Source organism: Sphingomonas paludis (genome assembly GCF_053502515.1).
Map to the genome: position 1 here is coordinate 2,113,556 of NZ_CP187558.1, position 24,913 is coordinate 2,138,468.

Below are 24,913 nucleotides of genomic sequence, written 5' to 3' on the forward strand. Positions count from 1 at the left end.
CCGCCATCTTTCGTGTGGATAAATCCCGCCTCGCCCTTTCGGTCGGGGTCGGCGCGCGGTAGCAGGGGGAATGGCTCATTCCGGTTTCGTGCCCCTTCGCGTCTTTTCGGCCTTCACCATGCTGGAAGGGGCGATCCAGCCAAAGGCAATCGCCAAGCGGGCACGGGCGCTGGGCTTTCCCGCCATCGCCCTGACGGACCGCAACGGCCTGTATGCCGCCATGACCTTTGGCGATGCGTGCAAGGGAGAGGGGGTGCAGCCCATCGTCGGCACCCTGCTGGCCATCGCCCGCCCGGGGCAGGAGGGCGAGCACCGCCCGGCCATCGACTGGCTGCCGCTGCTGGCGCAGGATCCGGTCGGCTATGACAATCTTTGCGCGCTGGTCAGCCAGGCGCATCTGGGTCGCCCGATCGAACTGGATGCCCATGTCACGCTGGACTACCTGGCGCGGCACAGCGACGGCCTGATCGCCCTGACCGGCGGCGACGGCGCGCTCGCCCGGATGTTCGCAGAGGGGCAGGCGGCGCATGCACTCGCCTATGCCGACCGGCTTCACGCGATCTTCGGCGATCGGCTGTATATCGAATTGTGCCGTCGGAGCGACCCGACCGAAATGGCGGCGGAAGCGGCGCTGATCGACCTGGCCTATAATCGCGGATGGCCGCTGGTTGCCACCAACCCAGCCTGCTACGCCGAAAACGACTTTCACGAAGCGCATGATGCAATGCTTTGCATCGCCCATTCCGACTATCTGGTCAGCGAGGACCGGGTGCGCTCGTCGCGGGAAAGCTGGCTGAAGCCTGCCAGCGACATGGCCGCCCTGTTCGCCGACCTGCCCGAGGCCATTGCAAACACGCTGGTGGTCGCTCAGCGCTGTGCGGCAGCCGCGCCCAAGCGCAAGCCGATCCTGCCCAGCCTGGCCGGGGACCGCGACGGCGAGGCAGCGATGCTGCGCGAACAGGCGCGTGCCGGGCTGGAAAAGCGGCTGGAACGGATCGCGGCACTGGACGGTGTGGCGGTCGGCGACTGGGCCATCCCCTATCGCGAACGGCTCGATTTCGAGCTGAACGTCATCATCCAGATGGGCTTTCCGGGCTATTTCCTGATCGTCGCCGACTTCATCCAATGGGCGAAATCGAACGGCATTCCCGTGGGGCCGGGGCGCGGTTCGGGCGCGGGTTCCGTTGTTGCCTGGGCGCTGACCATCACGGACCTTGATCCGATGAAGCTGGGGCTGCTGTTCGAACGGTTCCTGAACCCGGAACGCGTGTCGATGCCCGACTTCGACATCGATTTCTGCGAAACGCGGCGGGCCGAGGTCATCCGCTATGTCCAGGAACGCTATGGCGCGGACAAGGTGGCGCAGATCATCACTTTTGGGACCATGAAGGCGCGGGCCGTGCTGCGCGATACGGGCCGCGTGCTTCAGATGAGCTATGGCCATATCGATCGGCTGACCAAGCTGGTGCCCAATCATCCGACCGATCCCTGGACGCTGGACCGCGCACTGAACGGCGTGTCGGAACTGCACACGGAATATCAGAACGACAATCAGGTCCGCCGCCTGTTCGATCTGGCCATGCGGCTGGAGGGGCTGCCCCGCCACAGCTCCACCCATGCCGCCGGCGTGGTGATCGGCGATCGGCCGCTGGCGCAGCTTGTCCCGCTCTATCGCGATCCCCGGTCGGACATGCCGGTGACGCAGTTCGACATGAAATATGCCGAGGCGGCGGGCCTCGTGAAGTTCGACTTCCTCGGCCTGAAGACCCTGTCCGTGCTTCAGGAGGCGGTTCGGCTCTTGTCGCTGCGGGGCATCGCGGTCGACCTGGATGCGCTGACCTGGGATGACGAGCCGACCTATGCGTTGCTTCAGCGTGGCGACACCGTGGGCGTGTTCCAGCTGGAATCCGAAGGAATGCGGCGCACGCTGTCCGCCGTCCGTCCATCCAATTTTGGCGACATCATCGCGCTCGTCTCGCTCTATCGCCCCGGCCCGATGGACAATATCCCGAGCTTTGGCCGGCGGAAAAACGGGCAGGAGGCGATCACCTATCCGCATCCCCTGCTGGAGCCGATCCTGGCCGAAACCTACGGCATCTTCGTCTATCAGGAACAGGTGATGCAGGCAGCCCAGGTGCTGGCCGGCTATTCGCTGGGCGGTGCCGATCTGCTCCGCCGGGCGATGGGCAAGAAGATCAAGGCAGAGATGGACGCGCAGCGCGCCACCTTTGTCGAAGGATGCGCAAAGCATAACGGCATCAAGCCGGCCAAGGCCAACGAGCTGTTCGACTTGATCGACAAGTTCGCAGGGTACGGCTTCAACAAATCGCACGCCGCCGCATATGCGCTGCTCGCCTATCAGACTGCCTGGCTGAAGGCGCATTACCCGCATGCGTTCTTTGCCGCGTCGATGAGCTTCGACATTCACCAGACGGACAAGCTGGCGATCTTTGCCGACGATATGAAGCGGCTGGGCATCGTTACGCTTCCCCCCTGCGTCAATGCCAGTCGCGCCGATTTTTCGGTGGAAGCGCACGGCGACGGATTGGCCGTCCGCTATGCGCTGGGCGCACTGAAGGGGGTTGGCGAGCGGGCGATGGCGCAGATCGTCGAGGAGCGCGAAGCAGGGGGGCCATTCGCGTCGCTCGACGATTTCGCCGCCCGGGTCGATCCCCGCGCCCTGAACAAGCGGCAGGTGGAAACGCTGGCCGGGGCGGGGGCGTTCGACGCGCTCGACTCCAATCGCCCGGGGGTAGTCGCTGCGGCGGAAATGATCATGGCGGTCGCCCAGCGCACGCAGGAAGGACGGTCGAGCGGCCAAGGCGGGCTGTTCGGTGCGGCCATGGCGGCGGAGCCGGATATCCAGTTGCCCGAAAGCGCGAAATGGACCGCGACCGAGCGGGTGGCCGCCGAGCGCGAGGCGTTCGGCTTTTACTTTTCCGCCCATCCGGCCGACCGTTATTCGGCGCAGGCCAAGCTGAACGGTGCGCGCCCGATCGCTTCGCTGGGCGACGTAACCATGGACGAGGGCGGCCGGGCGACCGCCGTGGTGGCCGCACTGGTCGAGGATTGCCGCACCCGGACTTCGGCACGGGGCAACCGCTATGTCATGGCCAACCTGTCCGATGCATCGGGCGGTGTCGTCGCATCCTGTTTCGACGATGGTGCCGGCGCGGCACTAGGCGAGATCGCGCGGGAAGGGGGTTGCGCGCTGCTGACCGTGGAGCTGGACCGGAAACCGGGCGAGGAAATGCCCCGCGTCACCGTCCGCTCGGCCCGGCCGATCGACCGGCTGGCGGCGGACATGCGGTTGATGCTGGAGGTAGAGGCGGTCAGCGTATCGGCCGTCGAATCGCTGTGCGACCTGCTGCGTCCGCTGGCAGGCGGCGGCAAATCCGCGGTGCACCTGACCGTTCCTGCCGTCGAAGGCGAAAGGGTGCGGCTATGGCTGGGTTCGACCTTTCGGCTGGACCCCGCCCTTGTCGCCACCCTTGAGTCGATGCAGGATGTGGAAAGAGCGACGATCGAAGTCGCCGCGCCGGGACGGCTCGCCGTCGCGGGATAGCCGACGGAGAGACAGATGCTGGGTTCCATGCAGGATTTCGAGCTGCGCGTCACACGCCTGCTCGACCATGCCGAACGCGAACATGGGTCGCGGGAGATCGTCACCCGCTGGGCGGATGGCAGCGAGACGCGGACCGACTGGGCCGGGATCGCCCATGATGCCCGGCGGCTGGCGCAGGCGCTGGAGCGACTGGGCTGCAAACTGGGGGACCGCATCGCGACCCTGGCGATGAACCATAGCCGCCACCTGGTTTCCTGGTACGGAGCGATCGGGATGGGCGGAATCATCCATACGATCAATCCGCGGCTGTTCCCCGATCAACTGGCCTTTATCGCCAATCATGCCGAGGACGTGGTGCTGTTCTATGACCGCGCCTTTGCGCCGCTGGTCGAAAAGATGAAGCCGGAATGGCGAACCATCCGCCATTATGTCTGTTACGATCCGGCCCCTGGCGAAGCGGGGTTCGAAAGCCTGATCGACGGTGAAACCGGCGACTATGCCTGGGTCGACGGCGATGAACGCGATCCGTGCATGCTCTGTTATACCAGCGGCACGACCGGCGATCCCAAGGGCGTCTTGTACAGTCATCGCAGTTCGACGTTGCACGCGCTGGTCGAATTGCAGCCATCGGTGTTCGATCTTGAGGCGCGATCGGTTGCCATGCCGATCGTTCCGATGTTCCATGCAGTCGGCTGGGGCATGCCTTTTGCCTCCCCTGCGGTCGGACTGAAGCTCGTCTTTTCCACCGTCAACGAACCGGGCCTGCTGTGCGAGCTGATGAACCGGGAACGCGTCACCCATTCGGCCGGCGTGCCGACCGTCTGGTTCGCCATGTTCCAGCATATGGACGCGACCGGCGATCAGCCCGAGCATCTGCGCGTCGTCACCATCGGTGGATCGGCCGCGCCGCGTTCGATGATCGAACGACTGATGCGGATGGGCGTGCGGGTCAATCACGCATGGGGCATGACCGAAACCTCGCCCATCGGCACCATCGGCCAGCGGTCGGTCGACTGGGACGATCTGAGCTTCGATCAGCAGGTCGATCAGGTCTGCCGACAGGGGCGCGTGCCATTTGGCGTCGAAATGCGCATCGTCGACGATCAGAACCGCACCCTACCGCGGGACGGAGAGGCATCGGGCAAGCTGCAAGTGCGCGGCCCCTGGGTCATCAAGCACTATTTCCAGGATGAATCCGGCCCCTGTCTGACGGCCGACGGATGGTTCGACACCGGCGATGTCGCAGCCCTGCATCCCGACGGCACCATGCAGATCACCGACCGGGCAAAGGATGTCATCAAATCCGGCGGCGAATGGATCAGCTCGGTCGAACTGGAAAATGCGGCGGTCGGCTGTCCCGGCGTCGCCGAAGCGGCCGCCATCGGCGTCCATCATCCCCGGTGGGAGGAACGCCCCATCCTGCTGGTGGTCCGCAAACCCGACGCCACCGTAACTGCCGACGCGATCACCGCCTATCTGGCCGAAAGGGTCGCGCGGTGGTGGTTGCCCGACGAGATCCATTTCGTCGATTCCCTGCCGCATACCGCCACCGGCAAGCTGCTGAAGACGGCGATCCGCGAGCGCTTTCGGGGGTATTCGCTGGCGGCGTGACCCCTGCTCAATCCCGGAAAAGGTCGCCCTGTGCACCGGCGGGCGGTCGAAACCGGTCGCACCGCAGCGTCAGGCGATCGCTGGTCAGTCCATGGCGGCGACAGGCAAGCTGAAACCGTGTCCGCAGCAATGCCGCCCACTCGCCCTGGCCGCGCATCCGTGAATGAAATTCGGGATCATTGTCCCGCCCGCCGCGCATCGACTGGACGATCGCCATGACCTTGGCGGCACGATCAGGGAAATGCGTGGCCAGCCAGTCGCGGAACAGCGGGGCAACCTCATGCGGCAATCGGACGGGCATGAAGAATGCAGCCCGCGCGCCGGCCTCGGCTGCGCGTGCCAAGATGGTCTCCATCTCCATGTCGGTGATCGCCGGGATGACTGGGGAGAGCGAGACATAGACCGGAACCCCGGCGGCGGACAGCGAAGCCATCGCCGCCAGCCGTTTCTCGGGATGCGGCGCTCGCGGCTCCAGCGTCCTGGCGATCCGTGGATCGAGCGTGGTGATCGACAGCATCACGGCGGCCAGTCCATCGGCGGCCATTGGTGCCAGTACGTCCAGATCGCGCAGCACGCGGTCGGATTTGGTCGTGATCGTCAACGGGTGGCGACATTCCGCCAGCACCTCCAGACAGGCGCGCATGATCCGCCATTCGCGTTCGATCGGCTGATAGGCATCGGTATTGGTGCCAAAGGCGATCGGCCGACATTCATATCCGGGCCGCATCAATTCGGCGCGCAACAGGGCGGCGGCATCGGGCTTGGCGAACAGGCGGCTTTCGAAATCCAGCCCTGGGGACAGGTCGTGATAGGCATGGGTCGGCCGTGCAAAGCAATAGATGCAGCCATGCTCGCACCCGCGATAGGGATTCACCGACCGGTCGAACGGCACGTCCGGCGACTGGTTGCGGGTCAGGATCGTTCGCGGATGCTCGACGGTGACGGTGGTGCGAAGCGGCGGTGGCGCGCCATCGACCAGCATCTGGTCGTCCAGCCAGTCGCCGTCATCCTGCCGGTCGGAAAGGCCGAATCGCCCGGGAACCCGATTATCGGTCGCGCCCCTGCCGATCCGCTTGTTCATGAACGGAACATAGAGCGAACATCTTGCTTCGACAAGGTGAAATCGTCGTTAATGTCCCGGCGTGAAACTGCTGAAGCTTCTGTTCCAATCGTCTCCGCACCGGTGCTGCGTTAAATTCGGCCGGGAAGGGAGGCGCAGCATGCAGCGTGAATCGCGCTCGATCACCGGCTGGACATCGGGCACGGCATCGTTCGTCGCCATCATTCTGCTCACGCTTTCGCTTCGAATGATCTTCATGCTGGCGGTGCCGGTGACGCCGGATTCCGATTCCGCATGGTATCTGCTGCGGGCGCAGGAAATGGCGTCGGGCATGGGCTATCAGGAACGGGGCCATCCCACCGCCTTCTGGCCCGTCGGCTATCCCGCATTGCTTGCCGGGGCGATCTTGGTGGCGGGACCGGCATTGACCGGCCCGTTGATGCTGAACCTGCTGGCGGCAGCGGCGATCACGGCAATGATCGGGGCAATCGCCTGGGGACTTGGGGCATCGAGGAACCCGGCATTGCTGGCGATGCTGCTCTATGCGGTCTATCCGGCGCATATCGTCTATACCGGTGTGCTGGCCGCCGAGACGACGAGCACAGCAGTGCTGATGGCGGGGGTCGCGGCGCTGATCCTGGGCCGGGGCAGGGCGGGCACGGCCATTCTCGCCGGATTGTTGCTCGGTCTGGCGACGCTGATGCGGCCGCAATCGATGTTCGTGTGCATGGCGCTCATTCCGCTGATGTGGCTTGCGCTGCGGGCCTTTGGGTGGCGGCGGGCGTTTGCGACCATGGCGCTGGCGATGATCGGCATGGCCGTTGTGGTGGCACCCTGGACGATGCGCAATCAGGCCCGGCTGGGCGCGCCGGTGCTGGTATCGACCAATGGCGGCATCGCGTTGCAGGCCGGGGCGAACGACCTGGCGACCGGCGGCTATTTCCAAGTCGAAAAGTCGCCTATCTGGGCACAGACGGGCCTGTCGTTCGATCAGCGGGTCGCGCAGCAGGTGGAAATGGACAAGCGGCTCCGCCGGATGGCGACGGACTGGATCGCCGAAAACCCGGGCCGTTGGGTGCAATTGGGATTTCGCAAAGTGATCCTGCTCTGGGCAAAGGACACTGACGCTTTCTGGGCGCTGCATGCCAGCCACCCGGAGCGGGCCGGCCTCTGGCGACTGGCACAGGCCGCCAATCAGCTGTTCTTCTGGTCGATCCTCGGCCTGGCGGCAGTCGGCTTTGCGCCATCGATGGCTGCACTTTGGCACCGGCGGCTGGACCAGTCGGCGATGGCTGTGGCGCTTGCCGTCCCCGCATTGACGACCGCGCTGGCTTTCGTGTTCACCGGCCAGACCCGCTATCATTTCCCGGCCATGCCGTTCCTGATGATCGGGGCCGGGCTGGGCCTGGCCTGGCTGGTTCAGCGTTCGCGCAGCCGGGGCATCAGTTCGACGAAGTTGCAGGGGCGGTGGCGGCTGTCCAGCTGATCGCGCAGGATTTCGTCCCAGCCGTCCCGCACCGCGCCCGTGGAACCCGGCAGCGCGAACAGATAGGTTCCGCGCGCCACCCCGGCACAGGCTCTCGACTGGATGGTGGACGTGCCGATGCTGCGATAGCTGATCCAGCGGAACAGCTCGCCGAACCCCGGAATGGCCTTTTCCTGCACCCGCTCGATGGCCTCCGGCGTCACGTCGCGGCCGGTCACTCCGGTGCCGCCGGTCGTCACGATCACATCGATGGCAGGATCGTCGATCCATCGATCGAGCTGCTCGACCAGCAGGGCCACATCGTCGCGGACAATATTACGGGCCGCCAGCTCATGGCCCGCAGCGGTCAGCCGATCGACCAGTGTGTCACCCGAACGGTCGTCCGCCGCCGTCCGGGTGTCCGAAACGGTCAGAACGGCGATGCGGACGGGAATGAAGGCCCGCGATTCGTCAATTGGCACCGGCGACGCGACCCCTGGACGGCACGTCGACCCGCACGGCCGTTGCACCGGGCATTCCCGGAAAGCGCGGCCACATTCCCTGGCTCAATGCCGAACGGCTGGCGGACTGGCGCCCTTCATGCTGTTCGTACATCCAGTAATTGCGCATGACCGTCATCACATAGCCGCGCGTTTCCCAATAAGGGATGCTTTCGATGTAGAGCAGGGGATCGCCGTTGCTGCGCGTCGTCACATTCCAGCTTTCGACCGGCGTCGGCCCGGCATTATAGGCCGCAATCACCTTTGGCAGCAGGCCCCCGGTGAACGGCCGGTCGCGCAGCTGCTCCAGATAGGTCTGCCCGACTTCCATGTTCACTGCGGGCCGGGCCAGGTCGGCACGGTCGATCACCACGCCCTTTTGCCGACCCACATCCACCGCAGCGGCGGGCATGACCTGCATCAGGCCGAACGCACCGGCGGGGCTGACGACTTCGGGGTTGAAGCGCGATTCCTGCAGCGTGTGGGCATAGACCAAAGCCTTGTCGACGCGCCACCCACCCATCGGTTGCCACTTCGGCGCGGGGTACCGTGCCTGCGCGACCAGGCTTATGCCCGCCGGGCCGTTATGGCACAACCATAGCTGCGTCTGCGGCAGATCGAGCGCCCCTGCCAAAGAGATCAGCGCCGCATGTTCGCGGGCCGGTCCGATGCGCGCCTGGTGCCGCAACACCGCGTCGGCCAGCTTGCCCTCGCCGATCTGCATCAGTGCGGCGGCGACGCGGACATTGGCCCGTCGCTCCAGATCGCCCAGCGGCAGGGTGGCAAGCACGGCCGATTGACCGCGACTGTCCTCAAGCCCCAGCGCCTGGCGCGCGAGCAGGCCGTAAAACGTCTCTGCATATTGAGCGGCGGATTGCAGCCGGGGCTGCACGCGCTGCGGCTCGCCACAGGCGATGTCGGCGCGGGTCGCCCAGTACAGCCCGGCGGAACGCATCTCGACATCGGGGGCGTTGCGGCCGACCCGTTCGAACGCGCCTTGCGCGGTCCGGCAATCCCCGGCGCGCCAGCTGGCCAGGCCAAGCACCCAGTCGCCCTGCACCTGCCAGGCACCCGTGCCGCGGCTGGCCTCTGCCGCCATGATCGCCGCGTTGGCATCGTCTCCGGCCGCGTAGAAGATCCACGCCACCTTTTGCTGCCATTCGGTCAGGGTTTCCGGGGTCAGTGCCGCGCGGTTCTGGTCCAGAAGCGCTCGGGCGGAATGGCCGTCATCCGCCTTGATGAACGGCTTCATCGCCTCGGCCAGCCGTTCGGACGCGGCATCGCTCAAAGCACGAGCGCGCTGGCGGCTGGGCGGCGCATCATACCAGATCAGTCGTTGCTGTTGCGGCAGACCGGGCAGGCTGGCCGCGCCGCGCAGCTTGGCCAGACGCCCGATCTGTTCCGCCTGCGGCAGTTCCGGTGCTTCGTTCAACAGGGCGATCAGATCCGGCAACTCGACCTTCGGCGAATTGCGGGCGGTATAGAGTTCGGCCCGGACCACGGGATGCAGCACGCCGGGGGTCATGCCGTCGATCAACAGCCGCGCGTCGGCCCATTTCTCGGCCCGGATCGCGGAAAAGATGGCGCGATAGCCCGCCTGCTGTTCGGCGGTCAGGATTGCGGGCGGCGCGGGAGCAGCCGTTTCGCGGGGCGGCACGCGCGATTCATCCTCGGCCGGCCCGGCAGCACCGGCAACGCTACCTGCCATCAGCAGAACTGCGCCAAGGCCGATCGTCAATACGCGTTTCATCCGCCACCCCGAAGCAATATCTGAATGTCTCGCCACGCATCCGCCTTTGCCCGTGGTCTCTGGATCATGAAGCGCGGGGCATGCGTAGCGACGGCGGCCACTGTTCGGCCATCATGGTTAAGTGCGCGTAAACGTCCACGATCGGCGGCTTCACTGGTCCCGAAGATCGCACGGCTCGTCGTCTGACCCAGCAACAGCACCCGGCTGGCACCACTAATCTGCAGGTGGTGCCGGGCCACCCGCCCCAATGCATCCAGCATCGGCGGTGCGATCTGTCCGGTGATCGGCGTACGCACCGCGACCGTAGCCAGATGCACCTCGGCCCGCGTCAATCCCATGGCAGCGAGGATGGCGTCCATCAACCGCGCCGTCCGCTCACCCGTGAAAGGCCCACTTATATCGTCGGGTTCGGGATGATCGCTCAGGATCAGCCAGGGTGCGGCGATCGGACCCGATGGCGGGACGGCTGCGCCCGGCCAGTCGCCGTCGGGCGCATACCGACCGATGCGCCACGCCAGAAAGGCGTCGGACGAGAGCGGCAACGGCGAATCGTCCGCTGGCGGCGGCGCAGGCGCCGGAACGGCGGCGAGCGCCAGCGCTTCGGGCACGGCAAGCCACCCGCCGGGCAGTTCGTCAACCAGCTGGTCGACGCCCGCATCTTCCCACCACTCAAGCGCGCTTGCCGCAGCGTCAGTCCAGCGATGATCGAAATCCAGCCCCATGGCTTCACCAAAGGCCGGGTTGACCCTGCCGTCAATCTGTCTGAACGAGAGAACAGGTTCAGGCGTTACCAGATGACGACCAAAGGGCCGATGGGATGCGAGAGAAGGTGATCAGGAAATGAGCGAACGCGAATCCATGCCCTATGACGTGGTGATCGTGGGCGCGGGACCGGCCGGGCTGGCGGCCGCGATCCGGCTGAAACAGCGTGCGGCAACGGACGGGCGCGAACTTGCCGTCTGCGTGATCGAAAAGGGATCGGAGGTCGGCGCCCATATCCTGTCGGGCGCGGTGTTCGATCCGCGTGCGCTGGACGAACTGATCCCGGAATGGCGCGACATGGACTGCCCGATGGCGGAGGTGCCGGTAACGGAAAACCATCACTGGGTGCTGTCGCGGGGCGCAAAGCGGTCCTTTCCGCATTTCCTGCTTCCGCCCTTCATGCACAATGACGGGTGCTACACCGGATCGCTCGGCAATCTGTGTCGCTGGCTGGCCGGACAGGCCGAAGCGTTGGGCGTCGAGATCTTTCCGGGCTTTGCGGCGGCCGAAATTCTGTTCGACGAACAGGGCGCGGTAAAGGGCGTGGCGACCGGCGACATGGGCGTGGCGCGCGACGGCAGTCACAAGGGCGATTATCAGCCCGGGCTGGAACTTCATGCGCGATATACCCTGTTTGCCGAGGGGGTTCGCGGACACCTGTCGAAACAGCTCATTGCCAACTTCGCGCTGGCCGAGGACAGCGAACCGCAGGTCTACGGCATCGGCGTCAAGGAATTGTGGGACATCGATCCGGCCAAGCATGTGCCGGGCAGGGTGATCCACACCCAGGGCTGGCCGCTCAGCGAGACGGCGGGATCGAATGGTGGCGGGTTCATCTATCACCAGGCGAACGGACAGGTCGCGATCGGCTTCGTCACCTGGCTGAACTATTCCAACCCGCATCTGTCGCCGTTCCACGAAATGCAGCGGTGGAAGACGCATCCTGCGATCGCTGAGCTGCTTGCCGGGGGCAAGCGGGTGTCTTACGGCGCCCGCGCGATCAACGATGGCGGCTGGCAGTCGGTGCCGAAGCTGGTCTTTCCCGGCGGCGCGCTGATCGGCTGTTCCGCCGGTTTCGTGAACGTCCCGCGGATCAAGGGCAGCCATACCGCGATGAAAACCGGCATGATGGCCGCCGACGCCGCGTTCGATGCGGTCGCGGCCGATCGGTCCGCCGACGAGCTAACCGCCTATGCCGACGCCTATCGCGCCAGCTGGGTCGAACGGGAACTGCGCATCGTTCGCAATGTCGTGCCGCTGGTGAAGAAATTCGGGGATACAATCGGCACCGGGCTGGCGGGCATGGCCATGTGGCTGGAGCATCTGGGCATCCGGATGCCGTTCGCGATGGGACATACGCCCGATCATGAAAGCCTGTGGCGAGCCGATCTGGTCCCCGCCATCGCCTATCCCAAGCCGGATGGGGTGCTGACGTTCGACCGGCTGTCGTCCGTTTTCCTGTCGAACACGAACCATGCCGAGGACCAGCCGGTCCATCTGAAGCTGAAGGACCCGTCGGTTCCGATTGCCTACAACCTACCGCTCTATGACGAACCGGCCCAGCGTTACTGCCCGGCGGGGGTTTATGAGGTGGTCGGTGAGGAAACCGGCAATCCGCGGTTCCAGATCAATGCCCAGAATTGCGTTCACTGCAAAACCTGTGACATCAAGGATCCGACCCAGAACATCGTGTGGGTCGCACCTGAAGGTGGCGGAGGACCGAATTATCCCAACATGTAAGCCTGGCTTTCGCAACGGGCCGGCCTCGACCGTCCGGATCACGCTGGCATTCGCGGCTTTGCTGGCCACCGCCGCTCCCGCCTGGGCATCGGATGCGGCCATCATCGCCTATGCCCGGGCGCGGGCGGCAGATGCGCGCGGCGATGTGCCCACGGCCGCCGCGGGCTATGCCCTGGCACTCGCTCAGCAGCCGGACGATCAGGGCATCGCCATCCGCGCCTATCGGGAGGCGATCGCGTCGGGCGACCTGGCACTGATCCGTCAGTCGATCGAAACGCTGCGCAAGGACCGGGCGCTGCCGGCTGATGCAGCGTTGCTGGTGATGGCCGATCACTTGGCGAGCGGTCAGCCAGAGACGGCGCAGGAGGCGCTGGGCGCGCTGAAATCGTCGCCGCTGGATTTCCTGTCGCCCATCCTGCAGGCGTGGATCGCCTATGACCGCGATCCCGCAGCCGCCGAATCGTCGCTGAACCAGGGTCCGGCCGGTGCCATCGGGCGGCGGTACGCCAATGAATCGCTCGCGCTGATGCAGATCGGCAGGGGAGAGGCGGCGCTGGGTGTCCAGACTTTGCTGACCTTGGGCCAGACGGGGCGCAGCGGCATGGATGTCCGGCTGTCGGCCGTGCCGCTGTTGAATGGTAGCGAGGCCGAATTGGCATCGGCACTGCTTACCGGGGACGATCCCGTCCTTAGCGCCTATCGCAGCGGATCGCCGGACCCGCGCAAGCTGGACGCTCGATATGGGGCATCCCGCCTATTCACGCGGCTGGGCGGCGAACTGACGATGGACGGTACCGAGCCGCTGGCGATGGTTCTGGCCCGCGCTGCACTGATCCTCGATCCGGACCATCACCGTGCCCGGTTGATCCTGGCCGACAATCTGGCGCGGGAAGGGGCCATCGACCTGGCGTTGGCGCAATTGGCCGAAATTCCGGCGGGCAACGCGTTTCGTGCGGCAGTGCCCGGCGCGCGGATCGCGCTATTGCGGGCGGCTGGGCGGATGGATGCCGCGCTGATCGACGCGCGCAGCGTGACGTCGGGTGCGGGGGCGACGGCCAATGACTGGCAGGTTCTGGCCGACCTGTTGAGCGAAACCGGCGACCATCTGGGCGCGGCCGACGCCTATGGCCAGGCGACACGGCGCACCGGCGGAGACGACTGGGTGCTGGCGCTGCAACAGGGCGGGGCACTGGAACGCGGCGGCCGCTGGCGCGAGGCGCTGCCGCTGCTTCGCCGTGCCGTGCAGCTGGCGCCCGACGAACCGCTGGCGCTCAATTATCTGGGCTATGCGCAGATCGAACGGGGGGAAAATGTAAAGGCCGCCCGCAAGCTGCTCGAACGCGCCGCAGCGCTCAGTCCGGACAACATGTCGATCCTCGATTCGCTTGGCTGGGCCTATTTCATGACGGGCGATGTCGGGCGGGCGCTCCCGCTGCTCGAGCGCGCTGCGCGGGGCGAACCGGCGGACAGCACGATCCAGGAACATCTGGGCGATGCCTATTGGCGCCTGGGTCGCCGGTACGAGGCCCGTTATGCCTGGCGTGCAGCGACCCTTTACGCCGATGGCGGCGCGGCCGAACGACTGGCGGCAAAGATCGCCATCGGTCCAGTCAACGACTGACCCGTGACGATCGTCGAGCCGGCTCCGGCCAAGATCAACCTGGCCCTGCACGTCCGCGCGCGGCGGCCCGACGGCTATCATGAACTGGAAACGCTGTTTGCCTTTGTCGAGGCGGGGGACACGGTGACCGTGGCCCCGGCGGACCGCGATGGCTTTGCCCTGTCGGGTCAATTCAGCGCGCAGTTGGGTGCGGGCGACGACAACCTCGTCATCCGGGCGCGCGACCGATTTCGCAGCGGGTTCGGGCTGCCGGCCGTCCGGATCCTGCTCGACAAGCAATTGCCCGTCGCGTCCGGCATCGGCGGCGGTTCGGCGGATGCGGCGGCAACGCTGCGTGCGCTGGCCCGGATGCAGGGCATAGCTGTTGACGACCCGACGCTGTTGGCCATCGCCGATGCACTGGGGTCCGACGTGCCGGCCTGCCTGCTCAGCCGAACAGCGATCGGCCGGGGCAGGGGAGAGGCGTTGGTGCCGGTGGTCGGCCACCCCGGCCAGCCCGTCCTGCTGGTCAATCCCGGAATTGCCGTATCCACCGCCCAGGTATTTGCCAGATGGGACGGCGTCGATCGGGGCGCGCTGCCCGACGGTCCCGATATCATGGCGGCGGCCGGGGCAGGGCGGAACGACCTGTATCCGCCCGCGCTCGAAGTCGCTCCGTCCATTGCGGAGCCGATGCGATGGTTGGCGGGACAACCGGGTGCCGGGCTCGTCCGCATGTCGGGATCGGGCGCGACCTGTTTCGCCCTGTTCGACAGCAACGATGCCGCTCGCGCAGCGGCCGAACGGGGGCGTGCGCATTCGCACTGGTGGGTTCGTGCCACGCAACTGCTCCCCTAATGGCGGTTTTACCATGAAGCTGAACCGCGCGCTCATCCTGTCCGGGTTAAGCCAGTGCCAGCGGATCAGACGCCGGGAGCGGGACGTCCGCCGGTGGCCCATGCCTGATGGTTTGCGCCACCCACCCCGCCACCCGGGAGTAGTCCGACCGGGAAACCGCGCATGATCGAGCATCCGGTCGAAAGGATCGCGGGAACGGACGATGTCCTTTTGCTGTGCGATCATGCCAGCAACGCCGTCCCGACCGACATCGATCTGGGCATCGACCCCGCTTTGCTGGATACGCATATCGCGGTCGATCTGGGGGCGGCGGCCTTGACCCGCGCACTGGCCGCGCGGCTGGCGGCACCTGCGGTCCTGGCGACCGTATCGCGGCTGGTGATCGATCTGCACCGCGAACCCGACAGCCCCGGTCTGATCCCGCAGCAGTCCGACGGTCAGGCGATACCCGGCAACGCAGCCGCCGACCGCGCAGCGCGCATCGCCCGATTTCACCGCCCCTATCACCGCGCGGTCGCATCAGCCGTTCGCACCGTAAAGCCCAGGCTGATCGTAGCAGTGCACAGCTTCACGCCGCAATTGTCGACGGGGAGCGATCCGCGCCCCTGGACCGTCGGCGTTCTGTATAACCGCGATACCGCTACCGGCCGGGCAGCGCTGGCGGCCTTGTCCGCCATCGGCCAGTCCCCAGGCGATAACCAGCCCTATTCCGGTCGCGATCTGAACACCACGATCAACCGCCATGCCGAGGGGCAGGGCATTGCCGGCGTGGCGATCGAGGTCCGCAACGACCAGCTGAGCGATCCGGCGGGGATTGACTGCTGGGCGGATAATCTGGCGCAAATGATCGCGCATATGCGTAACGGGGTTGCGCGAACGGGGTATTCCACGACATAGGCTTGCGCGCCATGACCAATCAATTCGACAAAAGCCGCCTGCCCAGCCGCCATGTATCGGTCGGCCCGGAGCGCGCACCGCACCGCAGCTATTATTATGCGATGGGCCTGACCGATGCGGAAATCGCACGGCCGTTCGTCGGCGTCGTGTCCGCCGGCAATGACAGCGCGCCGTGCAATACCGCACTCGACAGCCAGGCCGATGCCGCACGGCGGGGCGTGGACCAGGGGGGCGGGATGCCGCGCCGGTTCAACACGATCACCGTGACCGATGGCATCGCCATGGGACATCAGGGGATGAAATCCAGTCTGGTCAGCCGGGAAGTCATCGCCGATTCGATCGAATTGTCGGTGCGCGGCCACTGCTATGACGCGCTGGTCGGCTTTGCCGGATGCGACAAGTCACTGCCCGGCATGATGATGGCGATGCTGCGCCTGAACGTGCCATCCATCTTCGTCTATGGAGGATCGATCCTGCCCGGCCGGTTCGAGGATCGGGACGTGACCGTGGTCGACGTGTTCGAGGCGGTGGGCCGATATGCCGCCGGCAATTGCCCGCTGCACGAACTGATCGCGCTGGAAAAGGTCGCCTGCCCCGGGCACGGTGCCTGTGGCGGCCAGTTCACCGCCAACACCATGGCATGCGTCGGCGAAGCGATCGGCCTGTCGCTGCCCAACAGCAACATGGTGCCCGCCCCCTATCGCAGCCGCGAGGAAATCGCCGTTGCCGCAGGGGAGCAGGTGATGGCGCTGATCGAACGCAACCTGCGTCCGCGCGACATCTGCACGCGCGCTGCGTTCGTCAACGCCGCACGGGTCGTCGCCGCAACCGGCGGATCGACCAACGCAGCGCTCCACCTGCCAGCAATGGCGAATGAGGCGGGCATCGATTTCGACCTGCACGACGTTGCCGCGGCATTCAAATCAACGCCTTATATTGCCGACCTGAAACCCGGTGGCAAATATGTCGCCAAGGATATGTACGAGGCCGGCGGCGTCTACATGCTGATGAAGACGATGCTGGCGGCTGACCTGCTGGACGGAAACTGCATGACCGTCACCGGCAAGACGCTGGGCGAGAATATCGATCAGGTGACTTGGAACCCGGATCAAAAGGTCATTTACGCGGCCGATGCGCCCATCACACCGACCGGTGGCGTCGTGGGCCTGAAGGGCACACTGGCGCCCGATGGCGCGATCGTGAAGGTGGCCGGGATGAAGCGGCTGCAATTCGAGGGGCCGGCCCGGTGCTTCGATTGCGAAGAAGACGCCTTTGCCGCCGTCGAGGCGCGGGACATTGCCGAGGGCTGCGTCGTCATCATCCGGTATGAAGGACCGAAGGGCGGGCCGGGAATGCGTGAGATGCTGTCGACCACGGCGGCGCTCTACGGCCTTGGCATGGGCGAAAAGGTTGCGCTGATCACCGATGGGCGCTTTTCCGGCGCGACGCGCGGATTCTGCATCGGCCATGTCGGACCGGAAGCAGCGGACGGCGGTCCGATCGCTTTGGTTCAGGACGGCGATACCATCCGCATCGATGCCGAGGCGGGGACGATCGACCTGCTGGTACCGGACAGCGTGCTGGCGGAACGGCGCGCCCAGTGGCAGCCGCGCGTGAACGATTACCAGTCCGGGGCGCTCTACCGCTATTCGCGGACCGTTGGCCCGGCGCATCAAGGTGCGGTGACCCATCCCGGCGCAAAGGCGGAACGCCATGTCTATGCGGACCTTTAGTGCGCTGGCGGTCTTGGCCGCACTGACCGCCTGTCAGGGCGCCGAGACGCCGCCGGACGGCACGGCGATCGCCAATGTCGAGGCGCAGCAAGCCGATGGCGCCGTAGAGGATGGCCGCATTCTGTGCGCCACCCCCGGATCGGACGCGTTCCTGCGGCAATGCACGCTCGACCGGACCGAGGATGATGAAGGGGTCGTACTGACCGCCCGCTTGCCCGATGGCGGTTTTCACCGGTTGCGGATCACGCAGGACGGGCGCGGGGTCGTTGCCGCAGATGGCGCCGAAGCTGCCAAGGTCGCCATCGTCGCGGATGGCGAGATCGAGGTTGCGATCGGCGGCGCACGCTATCGATTGCCGGCAACGATCGGGCCCGTCGCGCGCTGATCCGGCCGATGGGCCGCTTGCTCCCACCGGGTCATCCCGTCGTCACCGCCACCGCGATGCAGCGCGCCGAACAGGCGCTGTTCCATCGCGGGACGGCATCGCATCTTGTCATGGAGTGTGCCGGACGCGCCGTGGCCGACGCGGTGCAGCGATTTGCGCCTACCGGATCGGTCCTGGTGCTTGCCGGGCCAGGCAATAATGGGGGCGATGCGTGGGTAGCGGCGCGGCTGCTGACCGAACGGCAACGCGAGGTGCAGGTGGCGACGCTTGGCGAGCCACAGACCCCGGATGCCATCGCGATGCGCCGCCTGTGGCAAGGGGATACGGTGCCGCTGGCCGATGCGATGCCGCACTCTGTGCTGATCGACGGCCTGTTCGGCATCGGCCTGAGCCGGGCGCTCGGCGATGACGTCCGGCTTGCGCTGCATCGGTTGGCGGCGGCATCGCGCTTCAGTCTGGCAATCGATCTGCCATCGGGGGTTCAGGCCGACACCGGCGCGGATCTGGGAGCGGCGGCGATGACGGCGACACTGACCTTTGAATGGCTGAAACCGGCGCATCTGCTGATGCCCGCCATGGCCAAATGCGGCCATGTGCTGGCCGCCCCACTGGATCTTCGGCTGGCCGATGCCGCAATGCCGTCGGAATGGCGGACGCTGGCCAGGCCGCGCCTGTCACCCCCGGATGCCGATGCGCATAAATATCGCCGGGGCAAGCTGCTGGTGATCGGCGGCGCAATGCCGGGCGCGGCGCGGCTGGCGGCACGGGCGGCGTTGCATGGCGGGATCGGATATGTCGAACTTGCCGGCGCAGCGTCGGGTATGCCCGATGCGGTCGTGCTGAGGGCGGACTGGCAGACGGCACTGACCGATGGCCGCCTGAATGCGATCCTGGTCGGACCCGGCATGGGCGGGCAGGGCGATCGACTGGGAGCGGCCTTGATGGCCGAACGACCGCTCGTGATCGATGGGGATGCCCTGACCCATTTGGGCGGCGGCGCTGCCGCACGGATTTCCAAGCGTAGTGCCCCGACCATCCTTGCGCCGCATGCGGGCGAATTTGCGCGGATGTTCGGTGACGGCGGCGGCAGCAAGATCGACCGGACGATCGCCGCTGCTCAACAGAGCGGCGCGGTCATCGTGCACAAGGGGCCGGACAGCGTGATCGCCGCACCGGACGGACGGGTGATCCTTGGCGCGTCGGCATCCCCCTGGCTGGCCACGGCTGGAACGGGCGATGTACTGGCCGGGCTGATCGCCGCGCGCCTGGCCGCCGGCGCTCCGCCCTTGCAGGCGGCGGCAGAGGCGCTATGGCTCCATGGCCGTGCCGCCGCGCTGGCCGGACCGGCGCTCGCCGCCGACGATCTGATCCCCCAATTGCCGAAAGCGCTTGCCGAATGCCTGATGCCATAGTCGAGCCCATCGTCCGCGTTGCGGCGCGTGGCGACGGCATGACGGCATCCGGCCGGGCCGTGCCGCTGACCGCACCGGGGGACCAGGTGGATGCCGACGGCAACGTCCTTCCCGGCCCGCATCACCAGCAGCCGCCGTGCCGACATTTTCCGGCCTGTGGCGGTTGCCAGCTCCAGCATCTGGACGACGAAAGCTATGCCGGTTTCCTGACCGACCGGATTCGCGACGCCCTGGCCGCACAGGGCCTGTCGACCGAACTGCGCATCCCGCATCTGTCGCCGCCGGGCGCGCGCCGTCGTGCGACGCTGCATGTCGAGCGGCGCGGCAAGACCGTGCTGATCGGATTTGCCGAGGAGCGCAGCCATCGTCTGATCGACCTGCATCAATGCGCAGTCCTCGACCCGCGACTGTTCGGGCTGATCCAGCCGCTGCGCACTCTGTTGAGCCGGATCATGCCCGCCCGCGGCCGCGCCGACGTGCATCTAGCGATGGCCGACCAGGGAGTCGATGTCATGATCCGGGGTGCCGCACCCGAAGGGCTTGCTGCGGCGGAGATCCTGACCAGCTTTGCCCGTGAGCACCAATTGGCCCGGTTGAGCATCGACGAGGGCTTTGGGGCAGAGGCGCGGTGGGAACCCGATCTGGTTACTGTCACGCTGGCCGGGGTCCCGGTGCCGATGCCCGCCGGATCGTTTCTGCAGGCGACACAGGACGGCGAAACTGCGCTGACCGATGCGATGCTGGCGGCAATCGGCGATGCCCGAACGACGGCTGACCTGTTTTCGGGGCTGGGCACCTTTGCCCTGGCGCTATCGCCGGGGCGCCGCGTCTATGCAGCCGAAGCCGCGCGGGACGCGGTTCTGTCCCTGAAATCGGGGGCAGGGCGGGCGAACCTTCCGATCATGGTCGATCACCGCGACCTGTTCCGCAACCCGCTGACCGCCGCCGATTGCAGCCGCTTCGACGGCATCGTTCTTGACCCGCCCCGCGCCGGCGCGCGCGAACAGATCGGCCAGATCGCCGGATCGACCGTCGGCACGATCGCCTATATTTCCTGTAATCCCAGCAGCTTCGCGCGGGATGCCAAAATCCTGTGTCAGGCTGGCTATCGGCTGGAATGGGTTCAACCCGTCGGCCAGTTTCGCTGGTCCACCCATGTGGAACTGGCCGCCTGTTTCCGGCGCTAGGTCGAAACTGATCCATCCACGGGATCGGGATAGACGGCCCGCACGAAAAACAGGCCGTCGGGCGGAGCATTCAGTCCAAGCCTGGCCCGATCGCGCGCCTGAAGCGCGGCCCCGACATCCCCCGGCGTCCATCGGCCCATTCCGACCAGCGCCAGGCATCCGACCATCGATCGGACCTGATGGTGCAGGAAGGATCGGGCGGCCGCACGCACGATCACCGAGTCGTCCAGGCGGATCACGTCCAGCTGGTCCAGCGTTCGCACCGGGCTGTCCGCCTGGCAATGCGCGGAGCGAAACGTGGTGAAATCATGCCTGCCCACCAGCTCGACCGCAGCGGTCGCCATCGCGCGCTCGTCAAGTCGTTGAGGCACCTGCCACGCCAGCCCGCGCATTGCGGTCAGCGGCGCACGACGGTTGACGATCCGATATTCATAGGCGCGGCCGATGCACGAAAATCGCGCATGCCAATCGCCCGCGACCGTTCGGCAATCGAGAATCGCCACGGGATCGGGGCGCAACCGAGCGTTCAGCGCCTCCATCAACCGAAAGGGCGTGATGTCCCGGGCGATGTCGGCATGAGCGCGCATCGCCAGCGCATGGACACCCGCATCGGTGCGCCCGGCGGCATGGACGGCGACGGTTTCGCCGGTAACCGCATGGATCGCCGCTTCGATCGATGCCTGGACGCTTGGACCGTGGGTCTGTCGCTGCCACCCCATGAAGGGGCGGCCATCATATTCGATGACGAAGGCGAACCGGGTCACGCCAGTTGCGTTCCCGGCGCGACGGCAAAACCCCGCAGCAGTTCGTCCACCGACACGACGCCGCGTCCGGCACGCTGCACGCGGGTCGGGCTGATCGATCCCGTCCCGCACCCGATCGTCAACCGGTCATCCATCACCCGTCCTGCCGGAGCGTCCGCATCGACGATACGGCAGCCCAGCAGCTTGATCCGTTCGCCGCCGATGTCGAACCATGCCCCCGGGGCCGGATCGAACGCCCGCACCTGCCGCTCCACCTGCACGGCGCCCGCCGCCCAGTCGATGCGCGCCTCGCTCTTGTCGACCTTCGCGGCATAGGTCACGCCGTCCAGCGCCTGTTCCACCGGCTGATACGCAGCCGGATCGGCCAGGACCTGAACCATCAGCCGCGCGCCCATCTCCGCCAATTCTGCGGTAAGGTCGCCCGCCGACTTGCCCGCGACCGGCGTTCGCCCCTCCAGCCGCACCGGTCCGGTATCCAGCCCCGCCGCCATCTGCATGATCCCGACCCCGGTTTCTGCATCGCCAGCCAGGATGGCGCGCTGGATCGGTGCCGCCCCCCGCCAGCGCGGCAACAGGGACGCATGGACGTTCAGGCAGCCAAGTCGCGGCGCATCCAGCACCGCGCGCGGCAGGATCAGGCCATAGGCGGCAACCACCGCGACGTCCGCCTGCCAATCGGCGAATGCGACCTGATCCTCGGGCGACTTCAGCGTGAGGGGAGTCAGCACGGTCATCCCTAGCGACTCCGCGCGGGCATGCACCGGAGAGGGGGTCAGCGCCTTTCCCCGACGGCCGCCCGGCCGGGGCGGCTGGCTGTAAACCGCCACGATGTCATGCCCGGCAGCGACCAGTGCATCCAGCACCGGAACGGCGAACTGGGGCGTGCCCATGAAGATGATCCGCATGACGTCGTCTGAACCCCTTGGCAGGGCGGGATGCAAGCCCCTAATGACGGGCATGGCATCGCCAGACATCGAAACCCTGACCCAGCTCCTGTCGCGGTTGCCCGGCCTTGGCCCGCGATCAGCGCGGCGGGCCGTGCTGCATCTGATGAAGCGCCGCGAAACCGTGCTGGAGCCGCTGGTACGCGCCCTGTCGGCGGTGTCGGCGCATCTGACGGCATGCAGCCAGTGCGGCAATATCGACACGTCCGATCCATGCGCGATCTGCGCCGATCCGCGCCGCGATGCCCGCGCGATCTGCGTGGTCGAGGAGGTTGCGGACCTGTGGGCGCTGGAGCGATCCCGCCTGTTTCCCGGCAGGTTCCACGTGCTTGGCGGACGACTTTCCGCACTGGACGGCGTCCGGCCGGAGGATCTGACCATCGACCTGCTGCTCCGCCGGATCGAGGGGGGCGGGGTGGACGAAGTGGTGCTGGCGATGAACGCGACGCTGGAGGGGCAGACGACCGCGCACTACATCGCCGAACGGCTGGAGCAGTTTCCGGTTCGCGTGACCCAGCTGGCCCATGGCCTGCCCGTCGGGGGCGAACTCGACTATCTGGACGAAGGGACGCTGGCCCAGGCCCTGCGCGCCCGCCGCCCGGTTGCTTGACCGGCACCGGCACAAAACCTAAATCACGCGCATGGCCATACTTCCGATCATCGAGGTGCCCGATCCCCGCCTGCGCACCATTTCCACTCCGGTGGACAAGGTTGACGACGACCTGCGCGCGCTGATCGCCGACATGTTCGACACCATGTACGATGCGCCGGGTATCGGCCTGGCAGCAATCCAGGTTGGCGTGCCGAAGCGGGTGATCGTGATGGACCTGCAGGAGGAAGAGGGCGAGGACGGCAAGCCGATCCGTCAGCCGCGCGTCTTCGTCAATCCCGAGATCCTCGACCCGTCGGACGATCATTCGATCTATACCGAGGGGTGCCTGTCGGTGCCCGAGCAGTTCGCCGATGTCGAACGCCCCGCACGGTGCCGGGTCAAATGGCTGGACGAACAGGGCCACAGCCATGACGAAGTGTTCGAAGGACTTCTGGCTACCTGTATCCAGCACGAAATGGACCATTTGCAGGGCATCGTCTTCATCGATCACCTGTCCCGTCTGAAGCGCGAAATGATCCTCAAGAAACTGGCCAAGGCGCGCAAGGCCGCCGCCTGATCCGCCGAACGGAGGGTCGAACAGGGCAGGGGGAGGGCCTCTGCCCTTGCGTTGCCGATCCGCTGCCCGCATAAGTTCCCGCTCTGTTCCGGGGGTGGGTTATGGATGCGTTGACGGTCGTTTTGCTGGTCTTGTTCGCGTTGCTGGCGGGCTTGGGGGCCGGGTGGTGGCTGGGCGAACGTCGCGTCGCGGAAGCGCGCGCCGACCGCGATTTGCGCGAAGTGGAATTCAAGCGGGCGATCACGGAACTGGCCGAGGCGTCCAGCGAGGCACGGCAGGTGCCGGAGCTTCGCGACGCCCTGGATGGGATGCGCGACGACCGGGATGTGGCCCGGCTGGAACTGGTCCAGATCCGCTCCGATCTGCGCGCGGCGCAGGGCGTGATCGAGGAATTGAAGGCCGCAAAGGAGCAGCTGCGCTCGCAATTCAGCGAAGTTGCCGCCAAGGCGTTGCAGGATGCCCAGGACCAGTTCCTGAAGCGCGCCGATGCCCGTTTCGCCGAGGCCGGGAACAGCAGCGAGGCAAAGATCCGCGCGCTGCTGCAACCGGTGGAAACATCGCTCAAGCGCTATGAAGAACAGGTCGGCCGGATCGAGGCGGAGCGAAAAACGGATTTCGGCAATCTGGCGGGTGTCATCGAACAGATGCGGCTGGGCCAGGAATCGGTCCGCAGCGAGGCATCGCGGCTGGTCAACGCACTGCGTTCAGCGCCTAAGGCCCGGGGCCGGTGGGGCGAACAGCAGCTACGCAACGTCCTTGAAACCTGTGGCTTGGCCGAACATACCGATTTCGAAATGGAAGTCAGCGTGGATGCAGAGGGTGGCCGTCTGCGTCCCGACGCCATCGTCCGCATCCCCGGCGGCAAGTCGCTGGTGATCGATGCCAAGGTTTCGCTCAACGCCTATCAGGACGCGCATGGCGCGCTGGACGAAGCGGAACGCGCCCTACACATGAACGCCCATGTCGCGTCGATGAAAACCCATATCAACGCGCTCGGCAACAAGGCGTATCAGGCCCAGTTCGAGGACACGCCCGATTATGTGATCATGTTCGTGCCGGGCGAGCAGTTCCTGTCGGCGGCGCTGGATCATGACGAAAAGCTGTGGGATTATGCGTTCGAGCGCCGCGTGCTGATCGCGACGCCGACCAACCTGATCGCCATCGCCCGTACCGTGGCGGCGGTATGGCGTCAGGAAAAACTTGCCAAGGAAGCGCGCCAGGTCGCCGATCTGGGCCGGGAGCTGCATGGCCGGATCGTCACCATGGGCGATCATGTCGCCAGGCTGGGCAAGAACCTGGGCACGGCCGTGAGCGCGTACAACAGCTTTGTCGGCAGCCTGGAATCGCAGGTGATGACGTCGGCCAAGCGGTTCGAGACGCTGAACATCGAAACCGGTGGCAAATCGATCGAGCCGCTGCCCGTCATCGATCAATCACCCCGCGCGCTAAGCAAGCTGAGCGCCGGTCCCGCGTCCGTATCGCAACTGGCGGACGAGCAGGGGGCTGAATAG

At 66.3% G+C, this 24,913-nt stretch carries 20 protein-coding genes; 14 read left to right on the forward strand and 6 right to left on the reverse strand.

Annotated features, from left to right (window positions below; genetic code table 11):
* The first annotated feature begins 70 nt into the window (after nucleotides 1-70).
* Together dnaE and ACPVPU_RS10170 are read left to right on the forward strand one after the other, a co-directional pair.
* Complete coding sequence (gene dnaE, locus ACPVPU_RS10165; protein ID WP_448657828.1) at nucleotides 71-3,565, forward strand: DNA polymerase III subunit alpha; 3,495 nt, start codon at nucleotides 71-73, stop codon at nucleotides 3,563-3,565.
* Between the two features lie 15 nt (nucleotides 3,566-3,580).
* Nucleotides 3,581-5,176 (forward strand): long-chain fatty acid--CoA ligase, encoded by a 1,596-nt coding sequence (locus tag ACPVPU_RS10170; protein ID WP_448657829.1) that lies wholly within the window; start codon nucleotides 3,581-3,583, stop codon nucleotides 5,174-5,176.
* Nucleotides 5,177-5,183: 7 nt separating this feature from the next.
* On the opposite strand, the gene ACPVPU_RS10175 is transcribed toward ACPVPU_RS10170, so the two are convergent.
* A complete protein-coding gene (locus ACPVPU_RS10175; protein WP_448657830.1) occupies nucleotides 5,184-6,257 on the reverse strand; it encodes a PA0069 family radical SAM protein in 1,074 nt (357 codons plus the stop codon).
* 139 nt (nucleotides 6,258-6,396) lie between these two features.
* Between ACPVPU_RS10175 and ACPVPU_RS10180 the strand changes: the two genes are divergently transcribed.
* Nucleotides 6,397-7,722 carry a hypothetical protein gene (locus ACPVPU_RS10180; protein WP_448657831.1) on the forward strand — a complete coding sequence of 442 codons (1,326 nt, stop codon included), beginning with the start codon at nucleotides 6,397-6,399 and terminating at the stop codon, nucleotides 7,720-7,722.
* Here ACPVPU_RS10180 and moaB read toward each other — a convergent pair.
* The 3 genes from moaB to ACPVPU_RS10195 are packed head-to-tail and all read right to left on the reverse strand — an operon-like array spanning nucleotide 7,656 to nucleotide 10,673.
* Nucleotides 7,656-8,183, reverse strand: a complete 528-nt coding sequence (moaB, locus tag ACPVPU_RS10185; protein ID WP_448657832.1) for a molybdenum cofactor biosynthesis protein B — start codon at nucleotides 8,181-8,183, stop codon at nucleotides 7,656-7,658. The genes ACPVPU_RS10180 and moaB overlap by 67 nt on opposite strands.
* Nucleotides 8,173-9,951, reverse strand: a complete 1,779-nt coding sequence (locus ACPVPU_RS10190) for a lytic transglycosylase domain-containing protein (RefSeq protein WP_448657833.1) — start codon at nucleotides 9,949-9,951, stop codon at nucleotides 8,173-8,175. Before ACPVPU_RS10190 ends, moaB begins: the two co-directional genes overlap by 11 nt.
* Nucleotides 9,948-10,673 carry a uracil-DNA glycosylase gene (locus ACPVPU_RS10195; RefSeq protein WP_448657834.1) on the reverse strand — a complete coding sequence of 242 codons (726 nt, stop codon included), beginning with the start codon at nucleotides 10,671-10,673 and terminating at the stop codon, nucleotides 9,948-9,950. Before ACPVPU_RS10195 ends, ACPVPU_RS10190 begins: the two co-directional genes overlap by 4 nt.
* A 118-nt stretch (nucleotides 10,674-10,791) precedes the next feature.
* Here ACPVPU_RS10195 and ACPVPU_RS10200 point away from each other — a divergent pair, with 118 nt between their 5' ends.
* The 8 genes from ACPVPU_RS10200 (at nucleotide 10,792) to ACPVPU_RS10235 (ending at nucleotide 20,525) form a co-directional block, all read left to right on the forward strand.
* On the forward strand, nucleotides 10,792-12,453 hold the full coding sequence (locus tag ACPVPU_RS10200; protein ID WP_448657835.1) for an electron transfer flavoprotein-ubiquinone oxidoreductase: 1,662 nt from the start codon (nucleotides 10,792-10,794) through the stop codon (nucleotides 12,451-12,453).
* A 58-nt stretch (nucleotides 12,454-12,511) separates the two neighbouring features.
* A complete protein-coding gene (locus ACPVPU_RS10205; RefSeq protein WP_448657836.1) occupies nucleotides 12,512-14,074 on the forward strand; it encodes a tetratricopeptide repeat protein in 1,563 nt (520 codons plus the stop codon).
* Between the two features lie 3 nt (nucleotides 14,075-14,077).
* The gene (locus ACPVPU_RS10210; RefSeq protein WP_448657837.1) at nucleotides 14,078-14,911 is read left to right on the forward strand and encodes a 4-(cytidine 5'-diphospho)-2-C-methyl-D-erythritol kinase; all 834 of its coding nucleotides are present in this window, start codon (nucleotides 14,078-14,080) and stop codon (nucleotides 14,909-14,911) included.
* A 162-nt stretch (nucleotides 14,912-15,073) separates the two neighbouring features.
* Nucleotides 15,074-15,808 carry an N-formylglutamate amidohydrolase gene (locus ACPVPU_RS10215; RefSeq protein ID WP_448657838.1) on the forward strand — a complete coding sequence of 245 codons (735 nt, stop codon included), beginning with the start codon at nucleotides 15,074-15,076 and terminating at the stop codon, nucleotides 15,806-15,808.
* Between the two features lie 11 nt (nucleotides 15,809-15,819).
* Entirely contained in the window at nucleotides 15,820-17,541 is a 1,722-nt protein-coding gene (gene ilvD, locus ACPVPU_RS10220; protein ID WP_448657839.1) for a dihydroxy-acid dehydratase, read from the forward strand.
* Nucleotides 17,522-17,926, forward strand: a complete 405-nt coding sequence (locus ACPVPU_RS10225; protein ID WP_448657840.1) for a hypothetical protein — start codon at nucleotides 17,522-17,524, stop codon at nucleotides 17,924-17,926. The genes ilvD and ACPVPU_RS10225 overlap by 20 nt, the downstream gene beginning before the upstream one ends.
* Before the next feature lie 8 nt (nucleotides 17,927-17,934).
* Nucleotides 17,935-19,338 (forward strand): NAD(P)H-hydrate dehydratase, encoded by a 1,404-nt coding sequence (locus tag ACPVPU_RS10230; protein WP_448657841.1) that lies wholly within the window; start codon nucleotides 17,935-17,937, stop codon nucleotides 19,336-19,338.
* A complete protein-coding gene (locus ACPVPU_RS10235) occupies nucleotides 19,323-20,525 on the forward strand; it encodes a class I SAM-dependent RNA methyltransferase (protein WP_448657842.1) in 1,203 nt (400 codons plus the stop codon). The genes ACPVPU_RS10230 and ACPVPU_RS10235 overlap by 16 nt, the downstream gene beginning before the upstream one ends.
* Here the strand turns inward: ACPVPU_RS10235 and truA are convergent.
* Complete coding sequence (truA, locus tag ACPVPU_RS10240; protein WP_448657843.1) at nucleotides 20,522-21,289, reverse strand: tRNA pseudouridine(38-40) synthase TruA; 768 nt, start codon at nucleotides 21,287-21,289, stop codon at nucleotides 20,522-20,524. The two genes, ACPVPU_RS10235 and truA, sit on opposite strands and share 4 nt — an antisense overlap.
* On the reverse strand, nucleotides 21,286-22,194 hold the full coding sequence (fmt, locus tag ACPVPU_RS10245; RefSeq protein WP_448657844.1) for a methionyl-tRNA formyltransferase: 909 nt from the start codon (nucleotides 22,192-22,194) through the stop codon (nucleotides 21,286-21,288). Before fmt ends, truA begins: the two co-directional genes overlap by 4 nt.
* A 52-nt stretch (nucleotides 22,195-22,246) precedes the next feature.
* Here fmt and recR point away from each other — a divergent pair, with 52 nt between their 5' ends.
* From recR to rmuC, 3 genes are all read left to right on the forward strand, one after another.
* On the forward strand, nucleotides 22,247-22,843 hold the full coding sequence (recR, locus tag ACPVPU_RS10250; protein WP_448657845.1) for a recombination mediator RecR: 597 nt from the start codon (nucleotides 22,247-22,249) through the stop codon (nucleotides 22,841-22,843).
* A gap of 31 nt (nucleotides 22,844-22,874) precedes the next feature.
* Nucleotides 22,875-23,402 carry a peptide deformylase gene (def, locus tag ACPVPU_RS10255; protein WP_448657846.1) on the forward strand — a complete coding sequence of 176 codons (528 nt, stop codon included), beginning with the start codon at nucleotides 22,875-22,877 and terminating at the stop codon, nucleotides 23,400-23,402.
* Between the two features lie 101 nt (nucleotides 23,403-23,503).
* A complete protein-coding gene (gene rmuC / locus ACPVPU_RS10260) occupies nucleotides 23,504-24,913 on the forward strand; it encodes a DNA recombination protein RmuC (protein ID WP_448657847.1) in 1,410 nt (469 codons plus the stop codon).